This is a genomic window from bacterium (assembly GCA_018814885.1).
In the GTDB taxonomy this organism is placed as follows: domain Bacteria; phylum Krumholzibacteriota; class Krumholzibacteriia; order LZORAL124-64-63; family LZORAL124-64-63; genus JAHIYU01.
On sequence record JAHIYU010000199.1, the window covers coordinates 19,330 to 44,063 of the forward strand.

Consider the following 24,734-nt stretch of genomic DNA (forward strand, 5'->3'; position numbering starts at 1 on the left):
CCCGTCGATCGACGAGCCGCATGGGCCTCCAGGCGAAGTACAACGCAACGCCCATGCCATCCCCCGGCGAACGGAAGATCAACGATGGCCGCTAGTTGTAGTCGATGGTGATGACGTAGGAGAGGAGCTGGTCGAGGCCCGGCGCAGCTACGCCGGAATCGATGGTGAGCGTCGCGCCCAGGCGGAGATCAAGCTCGCCGCCGCCGTTAAGGGCCACGCTGAGCAAGGGGGGAACACCTTCGCTGGTGGTGAACGTGTCGATGGTCAGCCCGGCGGCGGTCGAACCGACGATCGACAGGCTGAAGGCGGCGAAGGGGTCGCCGCTGATGGTGTACTGACCGGTGAAGACGGCCCCGCCGACGTGGATGCCGGCCGGGTCGGCGGTGATGGCGTCGGCCAAGCCGAGCACGACCACGCCATCGTCGTCGATGATGGCGCCGAAGTCCAGCGCCACCGTCTCGATGATGCTCAGATCCACGCCGCTGGCCGGTCCGCCTTGTATCAGAGCGATGATAACCGAGCCCAAGGCGATCCACACTCGTAAAGGGCGAACCGCTTGTCTTACAAGCTGATCCATCGATGGGTCTCCCCAGTTCATACTGCTGTCTCGAACGGGGTGCGGCAAGGGGCGTGCCAGACGACACGTATGTGGTGCGCATGAAAAAGGGGAGGCCCGAAGGCCTCCCCGCCAGTCCCGGGTGGAGACTAGTTGTAGGTGACGGTGATGGTGAAGTTCAGGGGCTGGTTGGCGCCGGGAGCGGCGACACCGCTCTGGACCTGGAGGTCCGCGCCGAGGGCCATGGCCAGGTTGCCCACGCCGTCGATCAGGACGCCGACCAGCGGAAACACACCGCCGCCAGCGTCCGTGGTGAAGTTCGACAGCAGCAGACCGTTGGCGTTCTGAGCCGAGATACTCACATCGATGGCCGTGCTCGGCTGGCCGTTGATCGTGTACAGACCGCTGGCGACCGTGCCGCCCTGGTGGATCCCGTTCGGGTCGGAGGCGATGGTGTCGGTGACGTCCAGGGTCACGGTACCGTCGGCATCGATCACGGCACCGAAGTCCATCTCGACAGTCTCGGCCACGGTCAGTGCGACGAAGACGTCGACCCGGCCGTCCTGGGGCGAATCCAGGGCCATGACCTGAGTGAAGGGGAAGGCGACCAGCAGAGCCGCCAAGGTCAGGATGAGATGTTTCCGCATGATACAACTCCTTGTGAAACGGTGGTCTCCTTACCCGGAAAAACTGTCGAGACGGTGATGTGCCTTGGCTCCGGATGTCTCGCTCGAGGTTGTCATCGACCGTGCGGCCCCCCGCTTTACAGTTTTTTGGGTGCAATTTGCCTTCGCATGAGCCAAACTGGTGATGTGTCCGATCTGCCGTCCATGCAGCGGAGCGCCTTCCACCGGAGGAGTTCGCAACATGTTCCGCAAATCTAGCCTGGTGCTCTTTTGCGCAGTTCTGGCGTCTACGCCGGCCATGGGCGCCGATTTCCTCTTCGCCGCCCGGGTCTCGATGTTGCCGTCGCTATCCGTTTCCGCAGCTCCCGCCGGGGATCCGGCATCCGCACAAGCGACTCTGGCGATGTCCGGTACGCAAGATCGGTGCCTGGATGTGCGGTGGCTTGACGGAGCCGGGACTGCCATCGACCCGACGGCCTCGCCGGACGACGCTCCGACATCGTCACCGTTCCGCCTCGACGGCCGGGGACGAGCAACCGTCTCGATGCTTACCCACCGCGCACCGGCCGGCACGACGGTGCAGATCACCCTGAACTGAGCGAGGCGCCGCTTTGGCTCGATCGGTCATCCTCTTCGAGGATCACACAGCCCAACAGTTCCGTCCCTTGTCCTGGAGCCTGCCCGTCTACGAGATCCCCTGCGGTCTCTTCAATCTGCGCGAACGTGTGCAGCATCTGGCCACCGCCGACCGGGATCCGTTCAGGATCGCCTTGCTGCCGCGCGGACTGCTCACCGACCTGCAGCGTGAATTCGCGCCGCCCGGCATCCAGGTGGGTCTCCGCGCCTGTCTGGACGCCGCGGCCTCGGACGTCCTCTTCCTTGCCGCGCGGGTGTCGCCCCGGTGGTCCGATCTGCAGGACCTGCTGCACGACCTCCCCCTCGACGCATCGCGGGAGGACGCGCACGGGCTGGTCGCCTGGCGCACCGGCGCCGCGAATGCCCGGACCGTGTTGGACTCCTGGCGGCGCTGGGACGAGGCGTGCGCGCGGGAAGACGTCTGGACGTCGCCCACAGCCGCGGCCCCCGTCTGGACTCCCGGATCCGGCGTACCGGGCGACACGTCCGCCGCCTTCGGCTATCTCTGGGATCTGGTGCACGGCATCGGCACGGCGATCCGCGACGACACGGAGGCGCTGATGAACAGCGCCGGGTTGACCCTGCCGTCCCGCAGCTTCTTCGGCGTCCGCCCCCTCGCGGACGAAACCGACCGGGGCGAGCGCGTCGTGCTTACGCATGCCGGGGCGTGCCCGCCGGCGGGCGTGACCGTCGCGGCGCCCGGCAATCTCTGGCTGGGCGAGGACATCCGCCTCGGCCCCGGCGTGGTGATCGACGCCACGGCCGGCCCCGTGGTCATCGACCGCAGCGTCCGGGTCCTGCCCCACGTCTACCTGGAGGGTCCGCTGTACCTGGGCAGCGACGTGCGCGTCAAGGCCGGCGCCACCCTCTACGGCGAGACCGCCGTGGGTGCGGGGTGTCGGGTGGCCGGCGAGATCGCAGAGTCCCAGCTGCTGCCCTACATGAACAAGCAGCACGCCGGTTTCCTGGGGCACAGTATCGTGGGGAGCTGGGTCAATCTCGGCGCCGACACGACCAACAGCGATCTGAAGAACAACTACGGCGAGATCAAGGTGAACTATGGTCACGGTCCGATCGAGACCGGATCGAGATTCGTGGGCCTGATGGTGGGTGAGCACGCCAAGAGCGCCATCGGCACCACCTTCAACACGGGTACGACGGTGGGTTTCTCCAGCAACGTCTTCGCGGCCGGGTTCCCCCGCACGTACCTGGCGAATTTCACCTGGGGGGACGGTCGTGGCCGGCGCGTCTACGAGGTCGAGCGGGCCCTGGAAGTGGCGCGCATCGTGATGTCCCGCCGCGGCTGCCGTTTCACCGAGGCACAGGCCGCGCTCTTCCTCTCACTCGCCGGAGGGGCCGCCCCGGCGCCGGGCGCGTGATCCGCCGCGGGCCCATGGCGGAGCGAAGGATCGGCAGGACGGCCCGATTGCAACGCGACCATGTCAACTTGCAATGCCGGACGGGCGCGACACGACCGTCCCGGTGTTGAGTATTCAGTTCAATATAATCACCTATCCTTATCCCTGATAACACGATAACCAGCGCTCATTCTCATAGGCGTGCGGCGCCCAGGCCCTGGCACCCGTCTTGATGGGATACCAGCAGATAATGTTTCCTGCGCTGCTGGCGCCTTGCCGATCGACCTACTACGCTCTCCGTGTTGTAGATCCCAGGTGGAAGCGGCACGCGGCAAACGCGGGAAACATTTCCTCTTTCCTGCTCCGACCTCTTTCCCCGGCCCGGCACAGCTTTTCCGCATCGTCTTTGACCGCAGTCGTTTGCATAAAAAAGACTTGTCAGGCCCCGTTCCCTATGCTAGATCTTAAAGGGTTGTATCGCATTAAGTTGCCAAATATGCGCTAGATAGGGGTGTGACGATGACCAAGGCCGAGCTGGTCGAGATGATCGCCGGAAGGACCGGAGTCAGCAAGAAGGACACGGGGATCGTCGTGAACCTGATCCTCGAGAACATCGGACAGGCGCTCGAGGCTGGTGACAAGGTCGAGTTGCGAGGCTTCGGCAGTTTCAAGGTCAAGAACCGCCGCGCCCGCCTGGCCAGGAATCCCCGTACGGGTGAGGCGGTGCAGGTCCCGTCGAAGCAGGTGCCTTATTTCAAGGCTTCGAACGAGCTTAAATCGAAGCTCAACGTGACATCGGCAGACGTGGAAGCGACCACCGGCATTTGATTGTCGCCCCACTCTCTGTTATATTGCCGTCTCGCCAGTATCGCGGATATATCGGCAGGCCAGGCGGCCTCCGTACCGCCTGGATGTCTGCGCATAACCATCGGCGGCGTCAACGGCACGAGCGGAAAGGCGATGAGAGATGCCAAATGGACGGAAGCGCAAGCGCAAGAAGATTGCGACGCACAAGCGCAAGAAGCGCCTGCGCAAGAACAGGCACAAGAAGAAGTGATGCCTGAACCGGCACTTCACGGAGTGCCGGTTTTTCATGTCCGCCTGCGCACTGGGGCTGGCATGGACCGTGCACCAGCAGATCGTTCCCGCCGCCCAAGGGCGCCGGACAACCCCGGGGGAAAGGAGTCCAGATGAACGATGCGACGCACGAGAGGCGCAAGGGCCAGCGAGTAGAGGCCAACCTCAAGCTGGAGGTCAGCATTCCCCGGCCTGACGGCAGCCAGGCGCCCGTGTCCATGGAGACCCTGAACATCAGTTCATCGGGCATCTACTTCAGGTCCGACCATTTCATCGAGCCCATGACCAAGCTGGACATGGTTCTCGAACTCCCCACCCACAAGGACGAAAAGGGCCGCACGGACCAGATCGCGACCGCCCGCTGCGAAGGCATCGTCGTGCGTGTGCTGCCGGAGACCGATCGACCCGATGTCGCCCACTACGAGGTGGCCGTCTTCTTCACGCAGATCAACGAAGAGGGCTTGAGCCACCTGTCGGATCATATCAACATGCTGCTGGCCGTCGGTTAGCCGGCAATCGAATCCCCGGACCGTTTGACGCGGCCTCACTCGGCCGCGTCAGCCGACAGGCTGCGGTCGATACCTGGACAGTGTTGCCAACGTTTCTTCCAATCCCCGTAGATCCCCCGTCCCGCTGCGCGATCGCCGATCCCGGCTTCCCGAACCAGGCATTGCGTGGGCCGACACGGCCGGCATGCAACGCGGCGTATTCGCGCGCTCCGTCCTCCGACGGTGGCTGCCGGCGCCGGGTATGGCATGTCGCTTGCGGATGGGTTCGGCGCGACGAAGTACCCAGACCGTGAGGAGTCCTCGTGCTCAAGGGGCTGCGGGCGGCAGAGACCGCCATGAACATCCAGTTGACCAAGACCAACGTCTTGGCCAACAACCTGGCCAATGTCGATACGGCCGGGTTCAAACAGGTGCTGACCCAGGTCACCGAAAAGGGCGCTGCCGGGGCCGGGTCGCCGACGCGCTCCTTCGCCGCGCGCGGCATCATCGATCAGATCCTGGATCTGCGCTCTCCCCTCGACATGACCCAGGGCACGCTGCGCGAGACGGGGCGGCCCCTGGACGTGGCCCTGCGGGGCGCGGGCCTCTTCAAGGTCAGCAAGGACGGCCGCGAGTACTACACGCGCAACGGCTCCTTTTCCCTGAACGCGCAGCGGCGCTTGACTACGTCGGACGGCGCGGAAGTGCTCGGCGCCGGGGGGCCGCTCGAGATCCCCGAGGGTGAAGTGCTCGTGCGCAGGGACGGCCTGGTGCTCGTGGACGGCGCGGAAACCGACCGGCTGGCCGTCGTCGACTTCGCGGACAGCGGCCTGTTGCGGCACGTGGGCGGTTCGTTGTTCGCCGCGCCGCCGGACATGCCGGCGCGGGCGCTCGCCGCGGACGCGGTGGAAGTCGTGCAGGGCGCGATCGAGGGCAGCAACGCCAACGCGATCGACACCATGATCGGCATGATCGCCGCGCAACGCGCCTTTGAGCTCGAAGCCAAGGTCCTGCAGGCCGCCGACCGCACCCTGGACAAGGCCGTCAATGAACTCAGCCGCAAGGCATAGAAGGAAGGGTGGGCACGTATGTTGAGAGCCATGACCAGCGCGGCGTCGGGCATGAAGGCGCAACAGACCAACATCGACGCCATCGCCAACAACCTGGCCAACGTCAACACCGTGGGCTACAAGCGCAGCCATGCCGAATTCCAGGACCTGCTCTACGAATCCGTGGTGCCGGCGGGACGCGGCTCGGGTGAATCGGAACCGACGCGCGTGGAAGTGGGCCACGGCGTGAAGCTCGTGGCGACCAACAAGATCTTCACCCAGGGATTGATCTCCCAGACCCAGAACCCGCTCGACCTGATGATCGAGGGCGACGGCTTCTTCCAGGTGCGGCTGCCCGACGGCTCCATCGGCTACTCGCGCGACGGCTCCTTCAAGCTGGACGCGGACCGCAACGTCGTGACCTCGACCGGCTACCGGCTGGAACCGGCCGTCCAGGTGCCGCTGGACGCCACGGACATCTACGTGGCGCGCGACGGCACCGTGTCGGTGCTGCTGGCCGGTGACACCTCGACGGTGCAGGACCTGGCGCAAATCGAACTGGCCAAGTTCGCCAACGCCGCGGGCTTGTCCAGCCGAGGCGGCAACATCTACCAGGAGTCGCCCAACAGCGGCAAGGCACTGGTAAGCCGCGCCGGCAGCGATGGTCTGGGCGAGATCGCCTCCGGATTCCTGGAGATGAGCAACGTGGAAACGGTCGAGGAACTGGTCAAGATGATCACCGCACAGAGGGCTTACGAGCTGAACGCGCGCACCATCTCGATGGCCGACGAGATGATGCAGACGGTCAACCAGATGAAGAGGTAGGCAGTGTTGCGCCTGTTCATATTTCTCTTTTCAGCGAGCCTGCTGACAGCCCAGACCGCGCAGGCGTGGGTGCTGGAACTGGCGCCGCACGTGACGCTGGACCGGCCCGTCGTCCGCCTGGCGGACGTGCTGGCCGCGGAGGCGCCGACGACCGCCGGCGCCCTGGTGCTGCGCACCGGCGGCAAACCGGGCGAGGTCGTCGAGATCAGCCGCGCCGCGATACTGCGCAGGTTGGTGTCGGAACGCCTGGCCGGGGACGTCGTCTGCCGGGGACCGGAGAGCTGCAGGATCACCTTCGCCGGCCGGCAGATCGCAGTCGCAGAACTGGAGAAGTGCCTGCTGGCCGAGCTCGGCAACTGGCTCCCGAGCGATCCCGACCGCGCCCCGGCCGGCTGGGTCGAGGTGAACAGCGAGTTGCCGGGTGCCACGATGGACGGCGATTGGCGGCTGGAGCTCGTCGAGCCGGCCCGCCTGGACCCCGGCCGCAACCTGGTCCGTTGCCGCATCGTCGGCGGCGGCCGGGTGATCCGTTTCACGGCCACCGTGACCTGTCATATCTACGGCGAGGTGGCGCGGGTGCTGACCAACGTGAACGAGGACGATCCCCTCGCCGAGGGGCTGTTCGTCTGGGAGTGGCGGGATCTCACGCAGGTGGCGCCAGGCCGGGTCGTGGGACGCGGCGCCGTCGCCGGCATGTCGGCTCGCGGTCACCTCGCCGCCGGCGAGCCCCTGCGCCTGGCGGACATCCACTCCGAGCCGCTGGTCCGGCAGGGGGAGACCGTGGAACTGTGCCTGGACCGCGGCGGTGTCGCCGTGACCTTGCGCGGGACGGCGCGCGAGGACGGCGTCCAGGGAGCAATGGTCTACGTACGCAACGAATTGGACGGCCGGCTGATACGCGCCCGGGTCACCGGGCAGGGCCGGGTGTCCTGGAGCAGGTGAGTGTCATGCGCATGAGCAAGTACGGGTGGTTGATCGCGCTGGCCGCGCTGGCGCTGGCCGCGCTTTGCGCAGCCGGTGAGCCCTTGATCGACCTGGAGAGCGGCGGTTCCCTGGTCTCGAACTACAAGGCCCATCGCGTCGGCGACATCATCACGATCCTGATCGTCGAGGAGTCCACGGCCAACGCCACGGCCAAGACCGACGCCAACAACAAGTCCGAGGTGAAAGGCGGTCCGGGGCTCGGCTTCCTGGACGTCCTCACCAACTGGGGCATCAACTCGGAGAACAAGTACACAGGGGACGGCCGCACCCAGCGCACCGGCAACCTGAACGCCGAGATCACCGCGCGGGTCGTCGAGGTCATGCACAACGGCGATTACCGCCTGGCCGGCACGCGCATGGTCGACATCAACGGCGAGCGCCAGCTGATCGAGATCAGCGGCATCTGCCGTGGCCGCGACATCCGCCCCGACAACACCATCTATTCGACCTACATCGCCGACGCCCGCATCGCCTACAACGGCACGGGCGTGGTGAACGCCGCCAGCGAACCTGGCGTGATCACGAAGCTGGTCAACTGGCTGTTCTAGGAGTACGGGCATGAGGCAGCTGGCAATTCGCACGACGGTAACGATACTCCTGCTGCTCCAGGCGGGCGTCGCCGCGGCCGGACAATCCTCCCGCATCAAGGATCTGGCCACCCTGGCCGGCGCCGAGCGCGAACCGCTGCTGGGCTACGGCCTGGTGGTGGGGCTGAACGGCACCGGCGACGGCCAGAGCGCGGCCTTCACCACCAACTCCCTCGTCGCCATGCTGGAGCGGCTGGACGTGACCGTCGATCCCTCTCTGATCAAGCTCAAGAACGTGGCGGCGGTGCTGTTGACGGCCAGCGCGGAGCCGGGCATGTCCCCGGGCGCGCGCATCGACGTGACGGTCTCGTCCCTGGGCGACGCCTCCAGCCTCGAAGGGGGCATGCTCATCATGAGCCCCCTGAAGGGGGCCGACGGGCGCGCCTATGCGATCGCCCAGGGTCCCGTATCGATCGGCGGCTTCAACGTCGCGGGCGGCGCCAACAATTCCTTCCGCAAGAACCACGCGACGGTGGGGCTGATACCCAACGGCGCCAAGATCGAGGTCCCCCTGCCCGGCGGCTTCTACAGCGACGGCCGGATGGCGTGGCTGCTCCACAACCCCGATTTCGCCACCGCGCAGCGGGTCTCTGACGCCATCAACCTCGTCTTCGGCGGCAGCACCGCACGCGCGGTCAGCTCCCAGCGCGTGGACGTGAACGTACCCGTCTCGTTCCACGAGCAGCCGGTAGACTTCATCGCCCGCATGGGAGAACTGGCGGCCGTCAGCGACCAGGCGGCGCGCGTCGTCATCAACGAGCGGACCGGCACGATCATCGTGGGCGAGGGCGTCGTCCTGAAGGAAGCGGCGGTGGCCCACGGCAATCTGAAGGTCGTGATCAAGACCAGCTACGACGTCTCGCAGCCGAACTCCTTCAACGAGAGCGGACGCACGGTGGTCACGCCCTCGGTCATCACGGATGTCCAGGAGAAGGAGGCGTCGGTGATCCACGTGCCGAGCACCGGCACCGTGGCGGACGTCGTGGCCGTGCTGAACGAGGTGGGGGCTAGCCCCCGCGACATCATCGCCATCCTGCAGGCCCTCAAGCAAGCGGGCGCCCTGCAGGCCGAACTGATCATCATGTAGGAGGCGCCGTGGAGCTGTCAGGTCAGATCCGCAACGAGCCGGCGCACCCCGCGGGCGCGCCGCGACAGCCGTCGGAAGGGGAGCTCAAGCTGCGGGCCGCGGCCGAGCAGTTCGAGTCCCTGTTCGTCCAGACGCTCATGAAGGCCATGCGACAGACGGTTCCGCAGTCCGAACTGACCAAGAGCGGCGAGATCGATACCTACCGCCAGATGCTCGACGAGGCCATGGCCGAGCGGATCGGCAGCGGCGGCGGCTTGGGCATCGCGGAGAAGATCACACGGCAGTACCTGCCCCATGTGAACGGGGAGGGGCCCCCGGACACCAGAGGCTCGCCGGGCATGGCGCCGCTGCCCGCCTCGCGGGGCGGCGCAGCGACGCCCGCGGAGATGAGGACCCTGACGCCGGGCGCCGCGCGCCGGCCGGCGACCGCGCTGAACAGGGCTCTCGCGGCCTACGCGGAAGCCGGTGGCGCGCGTCCGAGCTTCGGATCCAGGGCGGCCTACCTGGGCGGGGCCGCCGCGGATACGGTCCAGCGCTGGGGCGACCGGATCGAAACGTCGGCCCGGGCGAACGATCTGGCGCCCGAATTGCTGCTGGCGGTCATCGTCCAGGAGTCGGCCGGTCGCGCGGATGCGGTTTCCCCGCGGGGCGCCACCGGTCTGATGCAGCTGATGCCCGGGACCGCGCACGAGGTCGGCGTGGCCGATCCCCTGGATCCCGGCCAGAACATCGAGGGCGGCGCGCGTTACCTGGCGAAGCTGCGGGAGCGCTTCGCCGGCGACCTCGAACTCGTGCTGGCGGCTTACAACGCCGGTCCCGGCATCGTGACCCGAACCGGCAACGCCGTCCCGCCCTTCCCGGAGACGAGGGAATACGTCCGGAAGGTGAGCGCCCTGTACGGTGACCTGGACGGTTCGTCGACGCTCGGGTTCAGTCCCTGATCGACCGAGAGGTCTGCAAGGAGTCCGCATGATGAGCAACCGAAAGCCGCCGGGACTCGAGCCCGCTGAGGCGAGCTCCCTCCAGGCCCTGCTCGCCGAGGAGGAGGGGGCCTACCGCCGTCTGCTCAGGCTGGCGGTGCGCCAGAACCGCTATCTGCGCCAGCAGGACCTCGTTCGGCTCGAAGCGAACGCCGCGGAATGGCGCCGGTTCCTGCCGCGCGCAGAGACGGCGCGCGCGTCGCGCGAGAGCTACCTGGTCGGGCTCGGCGAGCGGCACGATATCGGCCGGAGCTGGCTGAGCATGAGTCGGCTGGCCCGGAACACCCGGGGCGATCACGGCCGCGATCTGCGCGACGGTCTGCGCGTCTGGGAGGAGACGACCGGCGAATTGATGCGCCAGAACTCGCTGAACGGCATGCTCGCGCGATTCTGCCTCGGTCTGGTGGACGAGGAGACGGCGATCCTGTGCCGCGGCATGACCGGCCGGGACGGTTGCTACGACGCGCGCGGAGGCGAACGGAAGGGCGCCTGCGCGGGTGTCATCATACGCAAGGCCTGATTGGAGATGTGATGGGTCTATCCAGCATTATGCACATCGGCCTGACCGGCATGTTCGCCGCGGGTGCGTCCATGCAGACGGCCAGCCACAACATCGCGAACGCCAGCACGCCTGGCTTCTCGCGCCAGCGTGCCATCACGGGCAGCGGGCGCGGCGTGAACATGGGATTCGGCGTGCTGGGCAGCGGCACGCAGGTGTTGGACATCCGCCGCCAGACTGACCAGTTCCTCGTCGGCAGGCTGAACGACCAGACGTCGCTGCTCACCCAGTACGAGACCGCGGACATGACCCTGGGCAGCGTGGAGGCGATCTTCGGTTCGGTGGGAAACAACCACCTCGGCGACGCCATCTCCGAGTTCTTCAACGCCTGGAGCAGCCTGGCCACGCCCCCGCACACGGACGCCCTCCGGCTGGACGTACTGGGCAGCGCGGAGCGCCTGGCCCTCGATCTGCAGGCCATGTCCGACGCGCTGGAGGACCTGGCGAACGATCTGGACGAGCAGATATCGGCGCGCGTGGGCGACCTGAACATGATGCTGTCGGCCGTGGCGGACCTGAACCGGCAGATCCTGCTCGGCGAGTCCGCGCAGACCTCGGCGAACGATCTGCGCGATCAGCGGGACATCGTCCTCGCCCAGATCGCGAGCCTGGCCCGCACTGACGTCATCGAGCGCGAGGACGGCACCGTGGACGTGATCATCTCCGGCCGGACGCTGCTCACGCGCGACCACGTCCAGCACCTCGATGTGACGCGCCAGGAAAGCACGGACGGCAGGCCGGGCGGCGCCCGGGTCACCGTGCACGGCGGTCGTTACGATCTGGAGCTGCCCCCGGGCGAACTGCTCGGGCTGCAGCGCGCTCGCGAGGAGCAGGTGGTGCACAACCGGGAGCAGCTGGACGAGCTGGCCCGCACCCTGATCGATCGGGTCAACGAGCTCCATGTCCAGGGGCGCAGCGACGGCGGACGGGGCATGGTCTTCTTCACCGGCGGATCCGCCGCCGACATCGCCATCAACACGGCCTTGACCGAGAACCCGGCGTACATCGCCACCTCGCGCTCGAATCTGCCCGGCGACTCGGACATCGCCGCGGAGATCGCCGCGCTGGGCCAATCCGGCACCGACGTCGCCGCTGGCCGGAGCATGACGGAGCTGTTCACCGCCCTGGTGGTCGGGATCGCCTCGGATAGCGCCGCCAGCCGCTACCGGGTCGACGGTCAGCAGCAGATGGTCAACACGCTGGCTTCGCGGCTGGAGAGCATACGCGGCGTCAGTCTGGACGAGGAAGCAGCGAACATCGCGCTTTACCAGAACGCCTACCAGGCGAACGCCAGGGTGATCGCCGCCGTCCAGGACATGTTCGAATCCGTCCTGACCATGGTCTGATCCGAGGAGAGCAGATGCTGACCAGAGTCACCCAGAACCAGATCGCCAGCCTGATCTACCAGCATACGCACTCCAACCTGGGGCGCATGAGCGAGTTGCAGGAGATGGCCTCGACGGGCCGGCGCGTGAACAGCTACGCGGACGATCCGCAGGCCGTCGGGCTCATGCAGCGCTACGAGCTCCTGATCGAGGAGAACAACCAGTATCTCTCGAACATCGACAGGGCCCGGACGATGGTCCTGCAGACCGACGTGGCCTTGCTCGACCTCGTGGAACTGGTCCGGGACGCGCGCCAGGTGGTGCAGCGCGAGTTGAACGCCTCGGCCTCGGATCTCACCAACAGGATCGGCGCCGCCGAGATCAACGCGATGATCGAGCACGCCCTGGCGATCATGAACCAGAGTCTCGAGGGCAACTCCGTCTTCGCGGGTTATCGCACCGATCTGCAGGCCTTCGTGGAGAGCGGCGACGAGATCATCTACCAGGGCGATCTGGGCGTGATGAACGCGCAGATCGGACCGAACACGAACATGGCGGTGAACATCCCGGGCAGCGAACTGATGGGCTCGAACGTCTCGAGCCTCTACGGATACGCCGATCTGGCCCCGCGCCTGACCCTCGCCGACGCGCTCTCCGGCATCGGCTACGGGGCTGGCTGGCAGCCGGGCATCATAAACTGGACGGACAGCGTCGGCGTGCCCCTGGAAGTGGATCTGTCCGGGGCGGGCACCGTCTCGGACGTGATCGACATCCTGAACGCGGCCGGTCTGAACGCCGCCATCTCGGCGGACGGCAGCGGCCTCACCGTGACCGATCCCGGCGGAGGCCCCCTGACGATATCCGACCCCGCGGGGGGAGACACCGCCCTCTCGCTGGGCCTTGTCGGCACATCGGCCGAAGGTTCGATCGTCGGCAGCGACATACGCGTCTCGCCGGACTGGACGGTCAACCTGACCGAGATCGAGAGCCTCGTCGGCAGCTTGCCGCTGGGTTCGCTCGAGCTGTCGATAGACGGCACGGCCATCTCCATCGATCTGTCCGGGGCGGTGACCCTCAACGATCTCAAGAACGACTTCGAGGCGGCGGTCGCGGCGGCCGGCCTGCCGCCCCTGACCATGGAATTGGGGGGGAACACGTTGCAGATTCTCTCCGACAACGCCGATGTCTTCGAGATCCGGCAGCTGCCCGGAGACGACACCGCGCGCGCGCTGGGCCTCGTCGGTACGGGTGCGCCGCACCGTCTGTTCGACGTCCTGCAGAACCTGGGCGACGCGCTGCAGGCCACGGACGAGACCGGCATGCGTCGGGCGGCAGCCGAGCTCCTGGCCATCGAGGACCACCTGCTCGAGTTGGAAATGACGATCGGCGCGCGGGAGAACCTGCTGGACTGGATGGAAGGCCTGAATACCGATCGCGATTACAACCTGAACCGCAATCTGTCGGACGTGCGCGACGCCGATCTCTTCCAGGTGACATCGGACCTGAAGCAGGCCGAGGTCACGTATCAGGCGAGTTTGCTGGTTTCCAGCGAGATGCTGAAGATGACTCTCTTCGATTACCTCTGATGTCGGGACATCGTCCGAAAAGGAGTGGACATGCAGCAACCTTACGTTGAAAACCGGGTGCCGGGCGAAAGCGAGGTCTTGACCTTTCCGTCCGGGCTGGTGGGGCTACCGGAGATGCGGCGCTGGATTCTCGTTGACATGGAGCCGCCATTGCCCATGAAATGGCTGAAATCCCTGGATCGGGAAGGATTCAGGGTGCCGGTCACCGACCCCGGCTTCTTTACCGAGCAATACAGTTTCGAGATCGACGATGCCTCCCAGAAGGTGGTGCAGGCAGAGGGGATCGACGACGTCGTGGTGATGATCATCTCCACCGTGCATGCGGGCGGCAGCCGCGTGACGGGCAACCTGTCGGCCCCACTGGTGGTCAACGTGACCAATCGGATCGGTGTCCAGTGCGTACTGGAAATCGGTAACTACAGTCTACGCCAGGAGATACACAGCCAGCGCTTCGGGGATGCGTGCCTGGCCTACGCCGCCGGGCATCCGGAAAACGTGGTTGGAACAGCGGTAGACAAGGTGATGCAGGCCAGCTATGATCAAGCACGTGCGGCGGATCCGCGCGAGCGGGAGCTGGATGAAGAACTGATCGACGCCCGCTAGGGCTGGCGATGGTTTCCGTACGCCACGACCGGGCACCGCGGCGGACCGTGGAGACATGGAGGTCCCGTGCTAATCCTGAGCCGGAAGCGAAACGAAAGGATCATGATCGGGGACGACATCTCGATCATGATCGTCGATATTCGGGGTGATCAGGTTCAGATCGGCATCGACGCCCCCCGGGCCATACCCGTCCACCGCCACGAGATATACGAGGAGATCAAGAACATCACCATGAGAGCCGCCGACTCGGAACAGCCGGACCCCTCGAAATTCGCGCCGAAGGAAGAGAAGGACAAGAAGGACAAGAAAGAAGAGGACAAGGAGAAGGAATAGGCCCAACCGCCATCAGACGCGCCTGTTGAGGCATATTGGTGAGTTCCCGCCATGGTTTTGGCGGGTTTTTTCTTTCAGGCCACCGATTTGACGGCCGAGGCGTTTCATGGCGCCCGCCAGCCGCGCCTCCAGCGCGTCGTCCTGCGCCCGGACGCTCGTCAGCGCCTCACGCAGGTCGTCGGGCATGACCGCCTCGTCGCCGGACCCGTACCTCACCGCCAGGGTTGCGAGCAGATCCCCTCGCTCGGCCAGCAAGTCGGCGCAGAGATCCAGGGCGTCCCGGTCCAGGGCGTCCGACATCCCGCGCGTGAGCCGCATCAATTCAGCGATGTCATGTTCCATTTCAGACCGCCACGCACAGGTCGCGGGATTCGTCCGACGCCGGGGCCGCCGCACTCCCGCTGGGCACGGCCGCAGCCGGTGTGCGTGCAGGTTCGGGGCCAGTTTCTGCACCGCTAGTGCGTGCGGATCTCCGGGCGCTCTCGGCCGTGCCCGGCTGGATGGATTGCCAGGCCTGCATCAGGGGTGCGAGCACCCGCAGGACATCGTCGATGTGCTTGACGTCGCCGCCGATCTGCGCGTTTATCAATTCGTTGAAGATGTAGGTGTAAATTGATGACAGATTGGCGGCTATCTCTGCGTTTCTCTCGTGATCGAGGCTGTGGTTGAGTTCCGTGACGATGGCCTGGGCCTTCTGGAGGTGCGTGGCCTTGCCGGCGATGTCTCCTCCGGCCAGGTCGGCCCTGGCGCCCTGCAGATGCCGGACGACGCCCTCGTAGAGCATCACGATCATTCTTTCCGGGCCCATGGTGCGGATCATGGTCTCCTGGTACTTGCGGATCCCGTCGTTGTACATCTGGCACTCCCGGGCTTGGCGAAGCCTCTAGCCGGACAGGAAGCCGCTCTGCGCCTGCATGGCGGCGATCAGCTGCTCCATGGCCGTGAACTTCCTGTTCAGGGTCGTCTCGTAGCTCTCGATGCTGCGTTCGTATCTCGCGATCCGGTCGTCGATGTGTTCGATGCGGTCCTCGAGGGAGTCGCTGCGCAGCTTGAAGATCCCGTCCACCGAGTCGGTCATGTCGTCGAGCGACAGGCCCAGCAGATACACGATACCGGAGTGGGTGTCGGTGCCGACGAAGAGATCGCGCACGCCGGTGTAGTCCTCGGCCACCTGAGCCTGGAAGGCGGAGGTGTCGAAGCTGAGGATGCCGTCCTTCTCCTGGCGGATGCCGATCTGGTACAGCGTGGTGATATCCCCGGAACCCAGGCTGGACGTGAGCGCCATGCGCACGCGGGAAGAGATGTTGCGGACGAGGGAATCCCCCTGCAGCACCTTGCCGTCTGCCGACTGTTCGTTCATGTAGTTGAACAGCGCGTTGTACGCGTCGACGAAGGTCTGCACCTTTCCCTGCAGGGCCTCGCCGTCGACGCCGATCTCCAGGTTGACGGTGACGCCCGCGTCCGCCTGCTCCAGGTTCAGCGTCACGCCCTGGATGGCGTTGGACACCTCGTTGGTCTGGGAGTACACGGTCAGGGTGTCGATGACGAACTGGGCGTTGGCGGCCGCCTGGGTCGTGGTGAAGACGGGGGCGGTGCCGCCGCTCAGGCCGCTGGCGTCGACGGTGAAGGCGGATTCGGTGCCTGTCTCCTCGGCGGAGATCACCAGATGGAAGCCGCCGGTCTCGGACCCGTCGAACAGCACGGTCGCGGTGACGCCGGCGCTGGAACCGTTGATGGCCGTGGCCAGGTCGCCCAGGCCGCTCGCGCCCTCGACCATGGTGATGTCGGTGGTCTCGCCGCCGACGGTGATCGAGAAGGTGCCGGTGCCGATGCTGGTGCTGGCGGTGTCGTAGCCCTGGGTCATGGACTTTTGGGCGTAGGCCAGGGCGTTGACCGTGATGTCGAAACTGCCCTGCGCGGCCAGGGCGCCGGCGGTGGCGGTCAGGTAGTCCTCGTCGGACGAGGTAGCGCTCAACGAGGCGAATTCGTGGTTGGAGTCCAGCCCCTGGATCGCGCCGAGCAGATCCGACAGCCGGCTTTCCACGCCGGACAAGGCGGTGTTCTGCTGGTTGTATTGGGTTTTCTTCTGCTCGAGGGCATAGATGGGTTGCCGGCGCAACTCGAGCAGCTGGGCGATGATGGAACCGGTGTCCAGACCCGAGGCCAGTCCGCTGAAGGTGATCATGTCAAGACGCCCTCCCGTTCGCGTCGTTGAAACCGGCGGGGCCCGGGATTGGGCCCCGCCGGATCTGCCGTCAGGGTTACTGCAGCAGCATGAGCGCCATCTGCGGCGTCATGTTGGCCTGCATCAGGACCGACACGCCGGCCTGCTGCAGGATCTGGTAGCTGGTCATCGACGACGTTTCCGCGGCGATGTCCACGTCCCGGATGCGGGAGTTTGCCGCCGAGAGGTTCTCGACGGCGTTGTTGATGCTCCGGACCGCGGATTCGAGGCGGTTCTGGGAGGCGCCGTAGCCAGCGCGGTAGCTGCTCAGGTCGCTGATCGCGGCCTCGATGTTGGCGATGGCGGCCGAAGCGTTGGTATTGTCAGCGCCGGTCAGAACATCGGCGTTGATTCCCAACCCTGTCGAGTCGATGTCGTCGGTGAAGTCGATCGTGATGACATCGGTGGCAACCAGACCCACCTGGATCTCGCGGGCAGCCGTATCCGTTCCGTCCAACAGGTTGGACCCGTTGAATTCGGTGAAGTCGGAAATACGGTTGATCTCGGCCTCGAGGGTCTGGAACTCGTCGTCCAGGTAGCCCCGCTCCGAGGCACCCAGGGTCTCGTTCGCGGCCTGCTGGGCCAGCTCACGCATGCGGATGAGGATGTCGCTCACCTCGCTCATGGCCCCCTCCGCCACCTGGACCATGGAGATGCCGTCGGCCGCGTTACGCGAGGACTGCTCGAGAGCGCGGATGTCGGACTTCAGGCTCTCGCTGATCGCCAGGCCGGCCGCGTCGTCGCCCGCGCGGTTGATGCGCAGACCCGAGCTCAGCCGCTCCAGCGACTTGTTCAGCTTCATGGTGGTGTTGTAGAGGTTCCGTTGGGCGTTGAGCGAAGCGACGTTGGTGTTGATGCGCAGAGTCATGTCTAGCTCCTTCCATTGGTACTGTCAGACGTCCTTGCCTGACCCGCGGGAGTCGTCAACCTCCCGCTGCTTCGGTGGAAAATCGGCCTTCGCCATCCCTCCTCGAACTGGCCCCCGGCCCTTTCTTCCGCCTGACACGAATTGCATGTGCGTGAGTTATCGGCCCGGCCCCCGGAAACCTTTAGCCCGCATTTATGCAGGAGAAACGAGGCGCCCCAGTACGTAGCGGCCGCGGCGATTCTGAGTGCAGGTCGAACATAATAAGGTCATCAATAGGCACGATACATCATTTTTTATTAAAGATCTTTCTGACTGCGGTCGAAATTATTAAAAAGCGTCGGATGGGCATCGCTTGCCGAGTGGTATCCGCTTTGCTAGCCTGAATCCGGCGAGAGAACACACCAGATACGTCACGCGAGGAGAGCGTCTTCCATGAGCGCCAACAAGATCGATCGCAGCCTGCTCGGAGATCCCAGGGTCCTGGCCCGTTTCCAGCAGTCGCGGGCGACCGCGCCCAACGACGAGCGTGGCGCCAAGATCGAAGGGAAGGCCGTCGACGGACAGGCTGCCGTGCCGACCGGCGAGAAGCTCGAGATCTCTGCCTCGGCCCGCAAGCTGGCTCAATTGCGGGATCTGATACAGGCGGGGAGGGCCAAGCTGGCGGAAGAGACGCCCGAGAGGACCGAGAAGCTGGCGACCGTCAGGCAGCGCTTGCAGTCGGGCGTCTACACCTCGGTGGAGATAAGGAACCAGGTCGCCGGCAAGCTGACGGGTCTGATGCGAGGTCTCGATACACTGCTCGAATGACCGCGCCGCCGCGCGCACTCTTGTGCTTCGCGTTTCTTTTTAGATATCTATTGACTTGTGGCCGCTGGTAAGAAACTTTACACTCCGGCCATTATTCTATGTGCCGCACCGTGTCCGCTAGCCCGCATGGACCCTTCTCGTTCCGGGGGACGGCGTGTCGAAGAGCTATCCCATTCTCATGGTCGCGGATCCGTCCTGGCAGGGCCATGGGCTGGCCGCACCCACCGGGATCACGTTCCATCCGACCTGCGCGGATCTGCTGAGCGCGGTCACGCCGGAGCGCGACCGCTCGCCCGTGGGCGTCCTGGTCGTCCTGCCGGTCGCCCCTGCGACGGGGGGAGACGTCAGCGATCTGCCCGGCCTGGTGCGTGCGTTGCGGGGCGTGAATTCCGGAGCCCTGCCGGTCCTGCTGCACGACGGTTGTGACGACGACCTGCTGACCGATGGTTTTCGCGCCGGTCTCTTCGACGCCGTGCGCATCGGCGATGCGCAGGGTTGGGCGAAGATGCGGGCCCGGGCCGCCGAGAGGTTGCGGGTCTTCACCGAGACGACGCGGCTGGGCCTCCAGCAACGCGAGACGACCTCGCGTCTGCGCGAGCACAAACGCCGTCTGCAGGAACAGCTGGCGCGCGCGGGCGACGACCTGGCCCGATCCCACGAGCGTCTCGAACAGGTCAACCTGGCCCTGACCGAGCACATGGACCAGCTGTCGCTCCTCTACACCATCGGCCGGGAATTGAGCACGTCACCCAACTGGGACAGCACGCTCGAATCGCTGCTCGGGACCATGGCGGATTTCGTCGGCGCCCAGGGGGCGGCCCTGGTGCTGCGGCCGGCTCCCGGCGCGCCTTTCGCGCCCCGCCAGACCTTCCACTGGCGCGAGGAGGCCTGGGACAAGGTCCTCGCCCGGCTCGAAGAGGAACGCCGGCGCTGCGCCGTCGAGTCCGAGGAGTCCGCCATCATCACCCTGGAGCCTGACGCGCCCACCGAGAGCGGCGCGCTCCCGGTGGTGGCTGCGCTGACGCTCGAACACATGCACACGTGTCTCGGCTACCTGCTGTTGCTCGATTTCCCGCCCCGGCAGGCCTCGAGCGGCCAGCTGGCCTTTCTGCGCACGGCCCAGATCATCCTCGCCGAGGAAGTGGCCTCCGCCCAGATGCTCGACCGCATGCGCGAACTCGGCACGTTCAATTCGCGTGTGCTGGAATCGGTGGGCAGCGGCATCTGGGTGCTGGACGAGATGGGGCGCACCATCTACTGCAATCGCGGCGGCCGCGAGATGCTGACCGGCCGCAAGCAGTCGCCGCAGATCGTGACCGAACCCTCGTCGATAATCGGTCGCGGCCGCAGTTCCGGCGCGACCGGTCCCTCGGCCTCGTTTTTCAGGTGCGACACCTTCCATCTCGAGGGTCTGCCCGAACTCCTGCTGGACGCCATCCTGCGGCTCGAGGACATCCAGGGGCCGGCGCTGAGTGCCCTGACCCGCGTCGATCCCGACCCCTTCTACGGGGAAGGGCGCCTGGTGCGCGCCGACGGGAAAGCCGTTCCGGTCATGGTGCAATCCTCCCTGATGCCCGGCCGCGGCCGCGACGAGATGTGGCGCGTGGTGGTGCTCGAAGACCTGCGCCCCGCCAAGCGCCTTGTCGAGGAGAAGCGTCGCGCCGACAACCTGCAGAGCCTGGTCGAGATGTCGGCTACGCTGGCCCACGAGATACGCAATCCGCTGATGGGGCTCAGCGCCCAGGCCGAACTGCTGAGCGAGAGCCTGGACTCCTCCGACGACCGGCGCCGCTACATCGACGTGATCACCGGCGAGGTGGACCGCATCAACGATACCATCACGCGCATGCTCCAGTTCGTGCGTCCCTACGAACCGCAGCGCGCGCCGCTCGCTCTGGGCGAGCTGGTGCGCGACTGCCTGATGCTGGCGCGTCCCCGCGCCGACGCGAAGAACGTCCGCCTGGGGTTGGAGTCGGACGCCCCGCGCGGCGTCGCGGGGATGACCCTCGCCGACGGCACCCAGCTGAAACAGGTCGTGCTCAACCTGCTGCTGAACGCCATCGACGCCGCGCCGGAATCGACCACCGTATCGGTATCGCTCACGCGCGAGCACGACCTGGTGATCAGCGATCCCGACAGCGGCTCGGCACGCGTGCAGCCGGGTTTCCGCATCGCCGTCACCGACCGGGGGCCCGGGATAGATCCCGCCGAGCTGGACCGCATCTTCCGTCCCTTCTACACCACCAAGAGCGCCGGCACGGGGTTGGGGCTTTCGATAAGCCGCAAGATCGTGGCGGCACACGCCGGCAGCATCCACGTCGATTGCGATGCGGAGGGCACCGTCTTCGCCGTCCTGTTGCCCGACCCGGCGAGGACCGCAACATGCGACCGTGAACAGGAGATGTCATGACGCAACGCATCCTCATCGTCGACGACGAGGCGGCCATTCGCCAGTCGCTCGCCGAATCCCTGGCCGACGAGGGTTTCGACACGGACTCGGCCGAGACCGGTGAAGAGGCCCTGGCCAAGCTCAACACCGGGACCTACGACCTCGTGGTCACCGACCTGAAGATGCCGAACGTCTCGGGACTCGAGCTGCTCCAGGCCCTGCGCCACCAGGACCGCCAGACCCCGGTCATCATGATGACCGCGTACGGCGACGTGGATACCGCCGTGGAGTCCATGAGACTGGGCGCGTACGACTTCATCCAGAAGCCCTTCAAGCTCAGCGACATGCGCAGGCAGGTCTCGGCCGCGCTGCGCGCCACCACGGTCCCGGACACCGACGCCGGCGACGCACGGCCCGCCCCGCGGCACCCCAGGCCCGCATCCCGTTCCGGCGGGGCCTATTACATGAGCCTGATCCAAGCCTGTCCCGGCCTGACGGGGATCGCGGATCTGCTGGACAAGGTCGGCTCGAGCCGCGCCGGCAACGACACCTCCGTGCTCATACAGGGCGAGTCCGGGAGCGGCAAGGAGATCATCGCCCGGGCCATCCACGAGGCCAGCGACCGGCACGGCGAACCGTTCATGGAGATCAACTGCGCCGCCGTGCCCGAGACCCTCCTCGAGAGCGAGTTGATGGGTCACGAGAAAGGCGCCTTCACGGACGCCAAGGCCCGCAAGGAAGGCCTCTTCGAACTGGCGGGACAGGGCACGATTTTCCTGGACGAGATCGGCGAGATGGGCATCCTGCTGCAGAGCCGCCTGCTGAGGGTCATCGACAACCGCACCTTCCGTCGCGTGGGCGGCAAGGAGGAGCTCAGCGTGAGCGCCCGGATCGTGGCAGCAACCAACCGCGACCTGGACGCCGCGATCCAGGCCGGCGCCTTCCGCAACGATCTCTACTACCGCCTGCAGGTGGTCGAGGTACACATACCGCCGCTGCGCGAGCGACCCGACGACGTCGGCGTGCTGCTGGAACATTTCGTGGCCGATCTGAACGCCAAGCTGGGCCTCGCCACGGCGCCGCCGGACGCGAAGCTGGTGGCGGCCCTGCAGCGCTATCCCTGGCCGGGCAACGTGCGCGAGCTGAAGAACGTGCTGAAACGGATCATGATCCTGGAGGAACCGTCCGTGCTGAAGCTGGAGCATTTCCCGCTGCACATCGCCGAAGGACGCGATCCGCGCGCGGCGGCCGAAGCAACCCACGGCGCGGCCGTCGGCCTGGTCTCGCTGTCGGAGGTCGAAAAGCGCCAGATCGTCTACACGCTCGACAAGACGAGCAACAACAAGTCGAAGGCCGCCAGGATCCTGGGCATCTCGCGCCAGACCCTGCGCGAGAAACTGCGGCAATACGAGGAGGCTACGGATCTCGACAGCGATGAGGCCGAATCCTAGCGGGCCGGCGTCGCAGAACGCGTGCGGAAGACCGGGGGGCCGAGCGCCTCCCGGTTTTTCGTGTCGCGCAGCCGGCGGCGGTCCCATCGGCATGCGCATTGCGACCTGTCCCCGGAACCCGGTGAAGGGACCCCGAGGAGCAAGGAAAACATGCGCACGCGACAAGAAAATGGCCTGCTGCCGGTGATCTGGGTCTGGATCGCCTTTCTCGCCGTCTTCCGGGTCGGAGTGGTCCGGGCGGCCGATGGGCTGTCGCGCTCCGAGATGATCGGGTACACGCAGTGGCTGCAGGCGATGGCCCAGGAAGATGAGACGCCGCGCTTGTATCCCCTCGGCAAGACCGAAGCAGAGATCGTCGCCGACAGCTTCGACAGGCGCCTGACCGCCGCGCGGGCCCTGATCGACTATGACGAGACGACGATCCGCGCCTGGAACGCCGTCGACTTCACGAGCGAGTTTCAGTCCCTCAACCACGCGCGCGGCTCCCGGGAGATCCTGGATTTCGCGGGGGCCATGCAGTGGTACCGGACCGCCCTGCGCGCGCGCGAGCCCGTCGCTGCCGACGGAATGCTCGCCCGCGAGATCTTCGCCACCGCCGTCATGTCGGGCGACTCGCTGCTGGTGCTGGAGCAGCTGCTGAACGTGGTCGGCGGGACGGACCTGAAGGACAGGGCCGAGGCCGTCGTGCTGGCCTATCGCCACTACCTGCACGAGCGGGACGCGATCAATCTCGGCCTGCTGATGGAGAAGGTGGCGTCGCAACTGGGGCAGATGCCGGCGGAGATCGTCTACTGGCACGCCTTCGCCCTGATCCATCTCGGACGCCGCGCCGAGGCCGGGCCGCTACTGGAGCAGCTGGCCCGCAACGGCCGCCTGGCCGCGACCCTGAACCGCGAGCAGGTGGCCTGGTTCGTACAGGCGCTGCCCGACAACCTGCTGCTGCTGGACAGGGTCCGGGACGCGCTGCGCCTCTACCGGCTGCTGGGCGCCCTGCCCGAGACCGCGGCCGGCAGCTGGGCGCGTTACCAGCTCGCCACCGCCTATCTGCTGGACGGGAACTACGCACAGGCGATGCCCCTGTTCGCGGAAGCGTGCGAGGCGACCGAGCCGGTCTTCTGGCAGATCCGGTCCTGCGCGCTGGCGGAAACGGCGGCTGCCCTGGACGAGATCCGGAAGGAGGGTGATCGGTATGACACCGGCGACATCCATGCCCGTTGAGGCGCCTGCCGGGGGCCCCGACCTCCTGGAAGGCCTGATCGATATCTACGGTCGCGAGCGGGTCCTGTATCAGGAAGTGCTGCAGCTGTCGCGCGAACAGGCGGAGCTGGTGCGCAGGGGCGAAGGGCTGGCCGGAATCCGCCTCATCCTGGATGCCAAGCGGGAGCGGCTCGACGAGATCTCCCGTCTGGAGAGCGTCAGCACGGCGGCGCGCGACGCGTGGGAACAGCGGCGACTGGGACCCGGCGGGACTCAACCGGCCCGGCTGCAGCAATCCCTGCAGGCGGTCGGGGCGCTCATCGAGAAGATCCTGCAGGTCGAGGCGGAGAACGACCGGCTGTTCATGTCGATGGCCCGCTGAACCTGCGACCGGGTACGGCCGGACTGGAATGATTCTTGATGGTGAAAAAGACCCGGTCGGTGGGGAAGGAGCTCCGCCAGGGCCGGGGCCATCCGATCGCGACGAACCCAGCACGGAGGCTACGGCGGGATCATGTTCGACATCACCATCTTTGACCATGCCCACCTCGACCATCTCAAGAAAGCGCTCACGGTATATACCCGGCGTCACCGCGTCGTGTCCGAGAACATCGCCAACGTGGAAACGGCGGGCTACCGCGCCCAGGAATACCGCTTCGAGGAACTCCTGCGCAAGGCCGGCCGGGGAGGGCTGCGGGGAACGCAAACCCATGCCGCACATATGCCCATCGGCGCACGGAGCCTCCGCGACACGGAAGGCGAGACGGCTGCGCAGGACGGCGGCTACGACAACGGGATCAACGACGTGGACGTCGATTCGGAAATGACGAGCCTGGCCACCACGGAGCTCTCGTACCGGCTCGCCACCCGCGTCCTGAGCATGAAATACAACCAGCTCCGCGAGGCCGTGTCGGGCCGCGTTCGCTAGTGAAGGAGGATGGTGATGGGTGACGGCCTGTTCGGTTCCATCAAGATCAGCGCGTCCGGCCTGTCGGGCATGCGGACGAAAATGGACACGGTTGCCAAGAATCTGGCCAACGCCGAGACCACGCGCACCACCGAGGGAACGCCCTACCGGCGGGAGCGGGTGGTGTTCTCCCAGACCCTCGCCGAGAAGCTGGGACTGCGGGCCCTGCCCC

General features: G+C 66.2%; 28 protein-coding genes. 22 read left to right on the top strand and 6 right to left on the bottom strand.

All coding sequences use genetic code 11. The features are described 5' to 3' along the window. Nucleotides 1-91 precede the first annotated feature (91 nt). Together KJ554_15215 and KJ554_15220 are read right to left on the bottom strand one after the other, a co-directional pair. A complete protein-coding gene (locus KJ554_15215; GenBank protein ID MBU0743679.1) occupies nt 92-526 on the bottom strand; it encodes a DUF4402 domain-containing protein in 435 nt (144 codons plus the stop codon). A gap of 179 nt (nt 527-705) precedes the next feature. Further along, complete coding sequence (locus tag KJ554_15220; GenBank protein ID MBU0743680.1) at nt 706-1,203, bottom strand: DUF4402 domain-containing protein; 498 nt, start codon at nt 1,201-1,203, stop codon at nt 706-708. A gap of 220 nt (nt 1,204-1,423) precedes the next feature. Between KJ554_15220 and KJ554_15225 the strand changes: the two genes are divergently transcribed. The 15 genes from KJ554_15225 to csrA all read left to right on the top strand — a co-directional run bounded on the left by KJ554_15225 (nt 1,424) and on the right by csrA (nt 14,659). Then, the gene (locus KJ554_15225) at nt 1,424-1,780 is read left to right on the top strand and encodes a hypothetical protein (GenBank protein ID MBU0743681.1); all 357 of its coding nucleotides are present in this window, start codon (nt 1,424-1,426) and stop codon (nt 1,778-1,780) included. A gap of 13 nt (nt 1,781-1,793) precedes the next feature. Next, entirely contained in the window at nt 1,794-3,197 is a 1,404-nt protein-coding gene (locus KJ554_15230; protein MBU0743682.1) for a hypothetical protein, read from the top strand. Nucleotides 3,198-3,695: 498 nt separating this feature from the next. Next, nucleotides 3,696-4,004, top strand: a complete 309-nt coding sequence (locus KJ554_15235; protein ID MBU0743683.1) for an integration host factor subunit beta — start codon at nt 3,696-3,698, stop codon at nt 4,002-4,004. A gap of 362 nt (nt 4,005-4,366) precedes the next feature. Next, nucleotides 4,367-4,762 carry a PilZ domain-containing protein gene (locus tag KJ554_15240; GenBank protein ID MBU0743684.1) on the top strand — a complete coding sequence of 132 codons (396 nt, stop codon included), beginning with the start codon at nt 4,367-4,369 and terminating at the stop codon, nt 4,760-4,762. A gap of 302 nt (nt 4,763-5,064) precedes the next feature. Continuing rightward, entirely contained in the window at nt 5,065-5,811 is a 747-nt protein-coding gene (locus KJ554_15245; protein MBU0743685.1) for a flagellar hook-basal body protein, read from the top strand. An 18-nt stretch (nt 5,812-5,829) separates the two neighbouring features. Next, the gene (gene flgG, locus KJ554_15250; protein ID MBU0743686.1) at nt 5,830-6,615 is read left to right on the top strand and encodes a flagellar basal-body rod protein FlgG; all 786 of its coding nucleotides are present in this window, start codon (nt 5,830-5,832) and stop codon (nt 6,613-6,615) included. A 3-nt stretch (nt 6,616-6,618) separates the two neighbouring features. Further along, entirely contained in the window at nt 6,619-7,557 is a 939-nt protein-coding gene (flgA, locus tag KJ554_15255; protein ID MBU0743687.1) for a flagellar basal body P-ring formation chaperone FlgA, read from the top strand. A 5-nt stretch (nt 7,558-7,562) separates the two neighbouring features. After that, nucleotides 7,563-8,147, top strand: coding sequence for a flagellar basal body L-ring protein FlgH (locus KJ554_15260; GenBank protein ID MBU0743688.1), 585 nt, complete (start codon nt 7,563-7,565; stop codon nt 8,145-8,147). Nucleotides 8,148-8,157: 10 nt separating this feature from the next. Beyond that, nucleotides 8,158-9,273 (top strand): flagellar basal body P-ring protein FlgI, encoded by a 1,116-nt coding sequence (locus KJ554_15265; protein MBU0743689.1) that lies wholly within the window; start codon nt 8,158-8,160, stop codon nt 9,271-9,273. An 8-nt stretch (nt 9,274-9,281) separates the two neighbouring features. Continuing rightward, nucleotides 9,282-10,214 carry a transglycosylase SLT domain-containing protein gene (locus KJ554_15270; protein ID MBU0743690.1) on the top strand — a complete coding sequence of 311 codons (933 nt, stop codon included), beginning with the start codon at nt 9,282-9,284 and terminating at the stop codon, nt 10,212-10,214. 31 nt (nt 10,215-10,245) lie between these two features. Further along, nucleotides 10,246-10,773 carry a flagellar protein FlgN gene (locus KJ554_15275; GenBank protein ID MBU0743691.1) on the top strand — a complete coding sequence of 176 codons (528 nt, stop codon included), beginning with the start codon at nt 10,246-10,248 and terminating at the stop codon, nt 10,771-10,773. 11 nt (nt 10,774-10,784) lie between these two features. Beyond that, on the top strand, nt 10,785-12,158 hold the full coding sequence (gene flgK, locus KJ554_15280; protein MBU0743692.1) for a flagellar hook-associated protein FlgK: 1,374 nt from the start codon (nt 10,785-10,787) through the stop codon (nt 12,156-12,158). Nucleotides 12,159-12,172: 14 nt separating this feature from the next. Continuing rightward, nucleotides 12,173-13,723, top strand: a complete 1,551-nt coding sequence (locus KJ554_15285; protein MBU0743693.1) for a hypothetical protein — start codon at nt 12,173-12,175, stop codon at nt 13,721-13,723. A 30-nt stretch (nt 13,724-13,753) separates the two neighbouring features. Continuing rightward, nucleotides 13,754-14,326 (top strand): flagellar assembly protein FliW, encoded by a 573-nt coding sequence (locus KJ554_15290; protein MBU0743694.1) that lies wholly within the window; start codon nt 13,754-13,756, stop codon nt 14,324-14,326. 66 nt (nt 14,327-14,392) lie between these two features. Beyond that, nucleotides 14,393-14,659 carry a carbon storage regulator CsrA gene (gene csrA, locus KJ554_15295; protein MBU0743695.1) on the top strand — a complete coding sequence of 89 codons (267 nt, stop codon included), beginning with the start codon at nt 14,393-14,395 and terminating at the stop codon, nt 14,657-14,659. Between the two features lie 12 nt (nt 14,660-14,671). Here the strand turns inward: csrA and KJ554_15300 are convergent, their stop codons facing one another. The 4 genes from KJ554_15300 to KJ554_15315 all read right to left on the bottom strand — a co-directional run bounded on the left by KJ554_15300 (nt 14,672) and on the right by KJ554_15315 (nt 17,751). Then, nucleotides 14,672-15,001 carry a hypothetical protein gene (locus tag KJ554_15300; GenBank protein ID MBU0743696.1) on the bottom strand — a complete coding sequence of 110 codons (330 nt, stop codon included), beginning with the start codon at nt 14,999-15,001 and terminating at the stop codon, nt 14,672-14,674. Nucleotide 15,002: 1 nt separating this feature from the next. Beyond that, on the bottom strand, nt 15,003-15,515 hold the full coding sequence (fliS, locus tag KJ554_15305; GenBank protein ID MBU0743697.1) for a flagellar export chaperone FliS: 513 nt from the start codon (nt 15,513-15,515) through the stop codon (nt 15,003-15,005). Nucleotides 15,516-15,542: 27 nt separating this feature from the next. Beyond that, entirely contained in the window at nt 15,543-16,844 is a 1,302-nt protein-coding gene (gene fliD / locus KJ554_15310; GenBank protein ID MBU0743698.1) for a flagellar filament capping protein FliD, read from the bottom strand. Nucleotides 16,845-16,920: 76 nt separating this feature from the next. Then, complete coding sequence (locus tag KJ554_15315; protein ID MBU0743699.1) at nt 16,921-17,751, bottom strand: flagellin FliC; 831 nt, start codon at nt 17,749-17,751, stop codon at nt 16,921-16,923. 432 nt (nt 17,752-18,183) lie between these two features. Between KJ554_15315 and KJ554_15320 the strand changes: the two genes are divergently transcribed. The 7 genes from KJ554_15320 to KJ554_15350 form a co-directional block, all read left to right on the top strand. Further along, nucleotides 18,184-18,558, top strand: a complete 375-nt coding sequence (locus tag KJ554_15320) for a flagellar biosynthesis anti-sigma factor FlgM (GenBank protein ID MBU0743700.1) — start codon at nt 18,184-18,186, stop codon at nt 18,556-18,558. Nucleotides 18,559-18,712: 154 nt separating this feature from the next. Next, on the top strand, nt 18,713-20,968 hold the full coding sequence (locus KJ554_15325; protein ID MBU0743701.1) for a hypothetical protein: 2,256 nt from the start codon (nt 18,713-18,715) through the stop codon (nt 20,966-20,968). Continuing rightward, nucleotides 20,965-22,398, top strand: coding sequence for a sigma-54 dependent transcriptional regulator (locus KJ554_15330; GenBank protein MBU0743702.1), 1,434 nt, complete (start codon nt 20,965-20,967; stop codon nt 22,396-22,398). The genes KJ554_15325 and KJ554_15330 overlap by 4 nt, the downstream gene beginning before the upstream one ends. Before the next feature lie 150 nt (nt 22,399-22,548). Beyond that, nucleotides 22,549-23,616, top strand: coding sequence for a hypothetical protein (locus tag KJ554_15335; protein ID MBU0743703.1), 1,068 nt, complete (start codon nt 22,549-22,551; stop codon nt 23,614-23,616). Beyond that, a complete protein-coding gene (locus tag KJ554_15340) occupies nt 23,588-23,977 on the top strand; it encodes a hypothetical protein (protein ID MBU0743704.1) in 390 nt (129 codons plus the stop codon). The genes KJ554_15335 and KJ554_15340 overlap by 29 nt, the downstream gene beginning before the upstream one ends. Nucleotides 23,978-24,109: 132 nt before the next feature. Further along, the gene (flgB, locus tag KJ554_15345) at nt 24,110-24,523 is read left to right on the top strand and encodes a flagellar basal body rod protein FlgB (protein MBU0743705.1); all 414 of its coding nucleotides are present in this window, start codon (nt 24,110-24,112) and stop codon (nt 24,521-24,523) included. A gap of 15 nt (nt 24,524-24,538) precedes the next feature. Next, nucleotides 24,539-24,734 (top strand): flagellar basal body protein (locus KJ554_15350; GenBank protein ID MBU0743706.1); only part of this gene is annotated, 196 nt, incomplete at its 3' end.

Bases quoted from the DNA above. Each gene is read 5' to 3' on its own strand.
- KJ554_15220 (MBU0743680.1), bottom strand. From the start codon at position 1,203: ATGCGGAAACATCTCATCCTGACCTTGGCGGCTCTGCTGGTCGCCTTC.
- KJ554_15225 (MBU0743681.1), top strand. From the start codon at position 1,424: ATGTTCCGCAAATCTAGCCTGGTGCTCTTTTGCGCAGTTCTGGCGTCT.
- KJ554_15235 (MBU0743683.1), top strand. From the start codon at position 3,696: ATGACCAAGGCCGAGCTGGTCGAGATGATCGCCGGAAGGACCGGAGTC.
- KJ554_15240 (MBU0743684.1), top strand. From the start codon at position 4,367: ATGAACGATGCGACGCACGAGAGGCGCAAGGGCCAGCGAGTAGAGGCC.
- flgG (MBU0743686.1), top strand. From the start codon at position 5,830: ATGTTGAGAGCCATGACCAGCGCGGCGTCGGGCATGAAGGCGCAACAG.
- KJ554_15260 (MBU0743688.1), top strand. From the start codon at position 7,563: ATGCGCATGAGCAAGTACGGGTGGTTGATCGCGCTGGCCGCGCTGGCG.
- KJ554_15265 (MBU0743689.1), top strand. From the start codon at position 8,158: ATGAGGCAGCTGGCAATTCGCACGACGGTAACGATACTCCTGCTGCTC.
- KJ554_15275 (MBU0743691.1), top strand. From the start codon at position 10,246: ATGAGCAACCGAAAGCCGCCGGGACTCGAGCCCGCTGAGGCGAGCTCC.
- flgK (MBU0743692.1), top strand. From the start codon at position 10,785: ATGGGTCTATCCAGCATTATGCACATCGGCCTGACCGGCATGTTCGCC.
- KJ554_15285 (MBU0743693.1), top strand. From the start codon at position 12,173: ATGCTGACCAGAGTCACCCAGAACCAGATCGCCAGCCTGATCTACCAG.
- KJ554_15290 (MBU0743694.1), top strand. From the start codon at position 13,754: ATGCAGCAACCTTACGTTGAAAACCGGGTGCCGGGCGAAAGCGAGGTC.
- KJ554_15300 (MBU0743696.1), bottom strand. From the start codon at position 15,001: ATGGAACATGACATCGCTGAATTGATGCGGCTCACGCGCGGGATGTCG.
- fliS (MBU0743697.1), bottom strand. From the start codon at position 15,515: ATGTACAACGACGGGATCCGCAAGTACCAGGAGACCATGATCCGCACC.
- fliD (MBU0743698.1), bottom strand. From the start codon at position 16,844: ATGATCACCTTCAGCGGACTGGCCTCGGGTCTGGACACCGGTTCCATC.
- KJ554_15315 (MBU0743699.1), bottom strand. From the start codon at position 17,751: ATGACTCTGCGCATCAACACCAACGTCGCTTCGCTCAACGCCCAACGG.
- KJ554_15320 (MBU0743700.1), top strand. From the start codon at position 18,184: ATGAGCGCCAACAAGATCGATCGCAGCCTGCTCGGAGATCCCAGGGTC.
- KJ554_15330 (MBU0743702.1), top strand. From the start codon at position 20,965: ATGACGCAACGCATCCTCATCGTCGACGACGAGGCGGCCATTCGCCAG.
- KJ554_15335 (MBU0743703.1), top strand. From the start codon at position 22,549: ATGCGCACGCGACAAGAAAATGGCCTGCTGCCGGTGATCTGGGTCTGG.
- KJ554_15340 (MBU0743704.1), top strand. From the start codon at position 23,588: ATGACACCGGCGACATCCATGCCCGTTGAGGCGCCTGCCGGGGGCCCC.
- flgB (MBU0743705.1), top strand. From the start codon at position 24,110: ATGTTCGACATCACCATCTTTGACCATGCCCACCTCGACCATCTCAAG.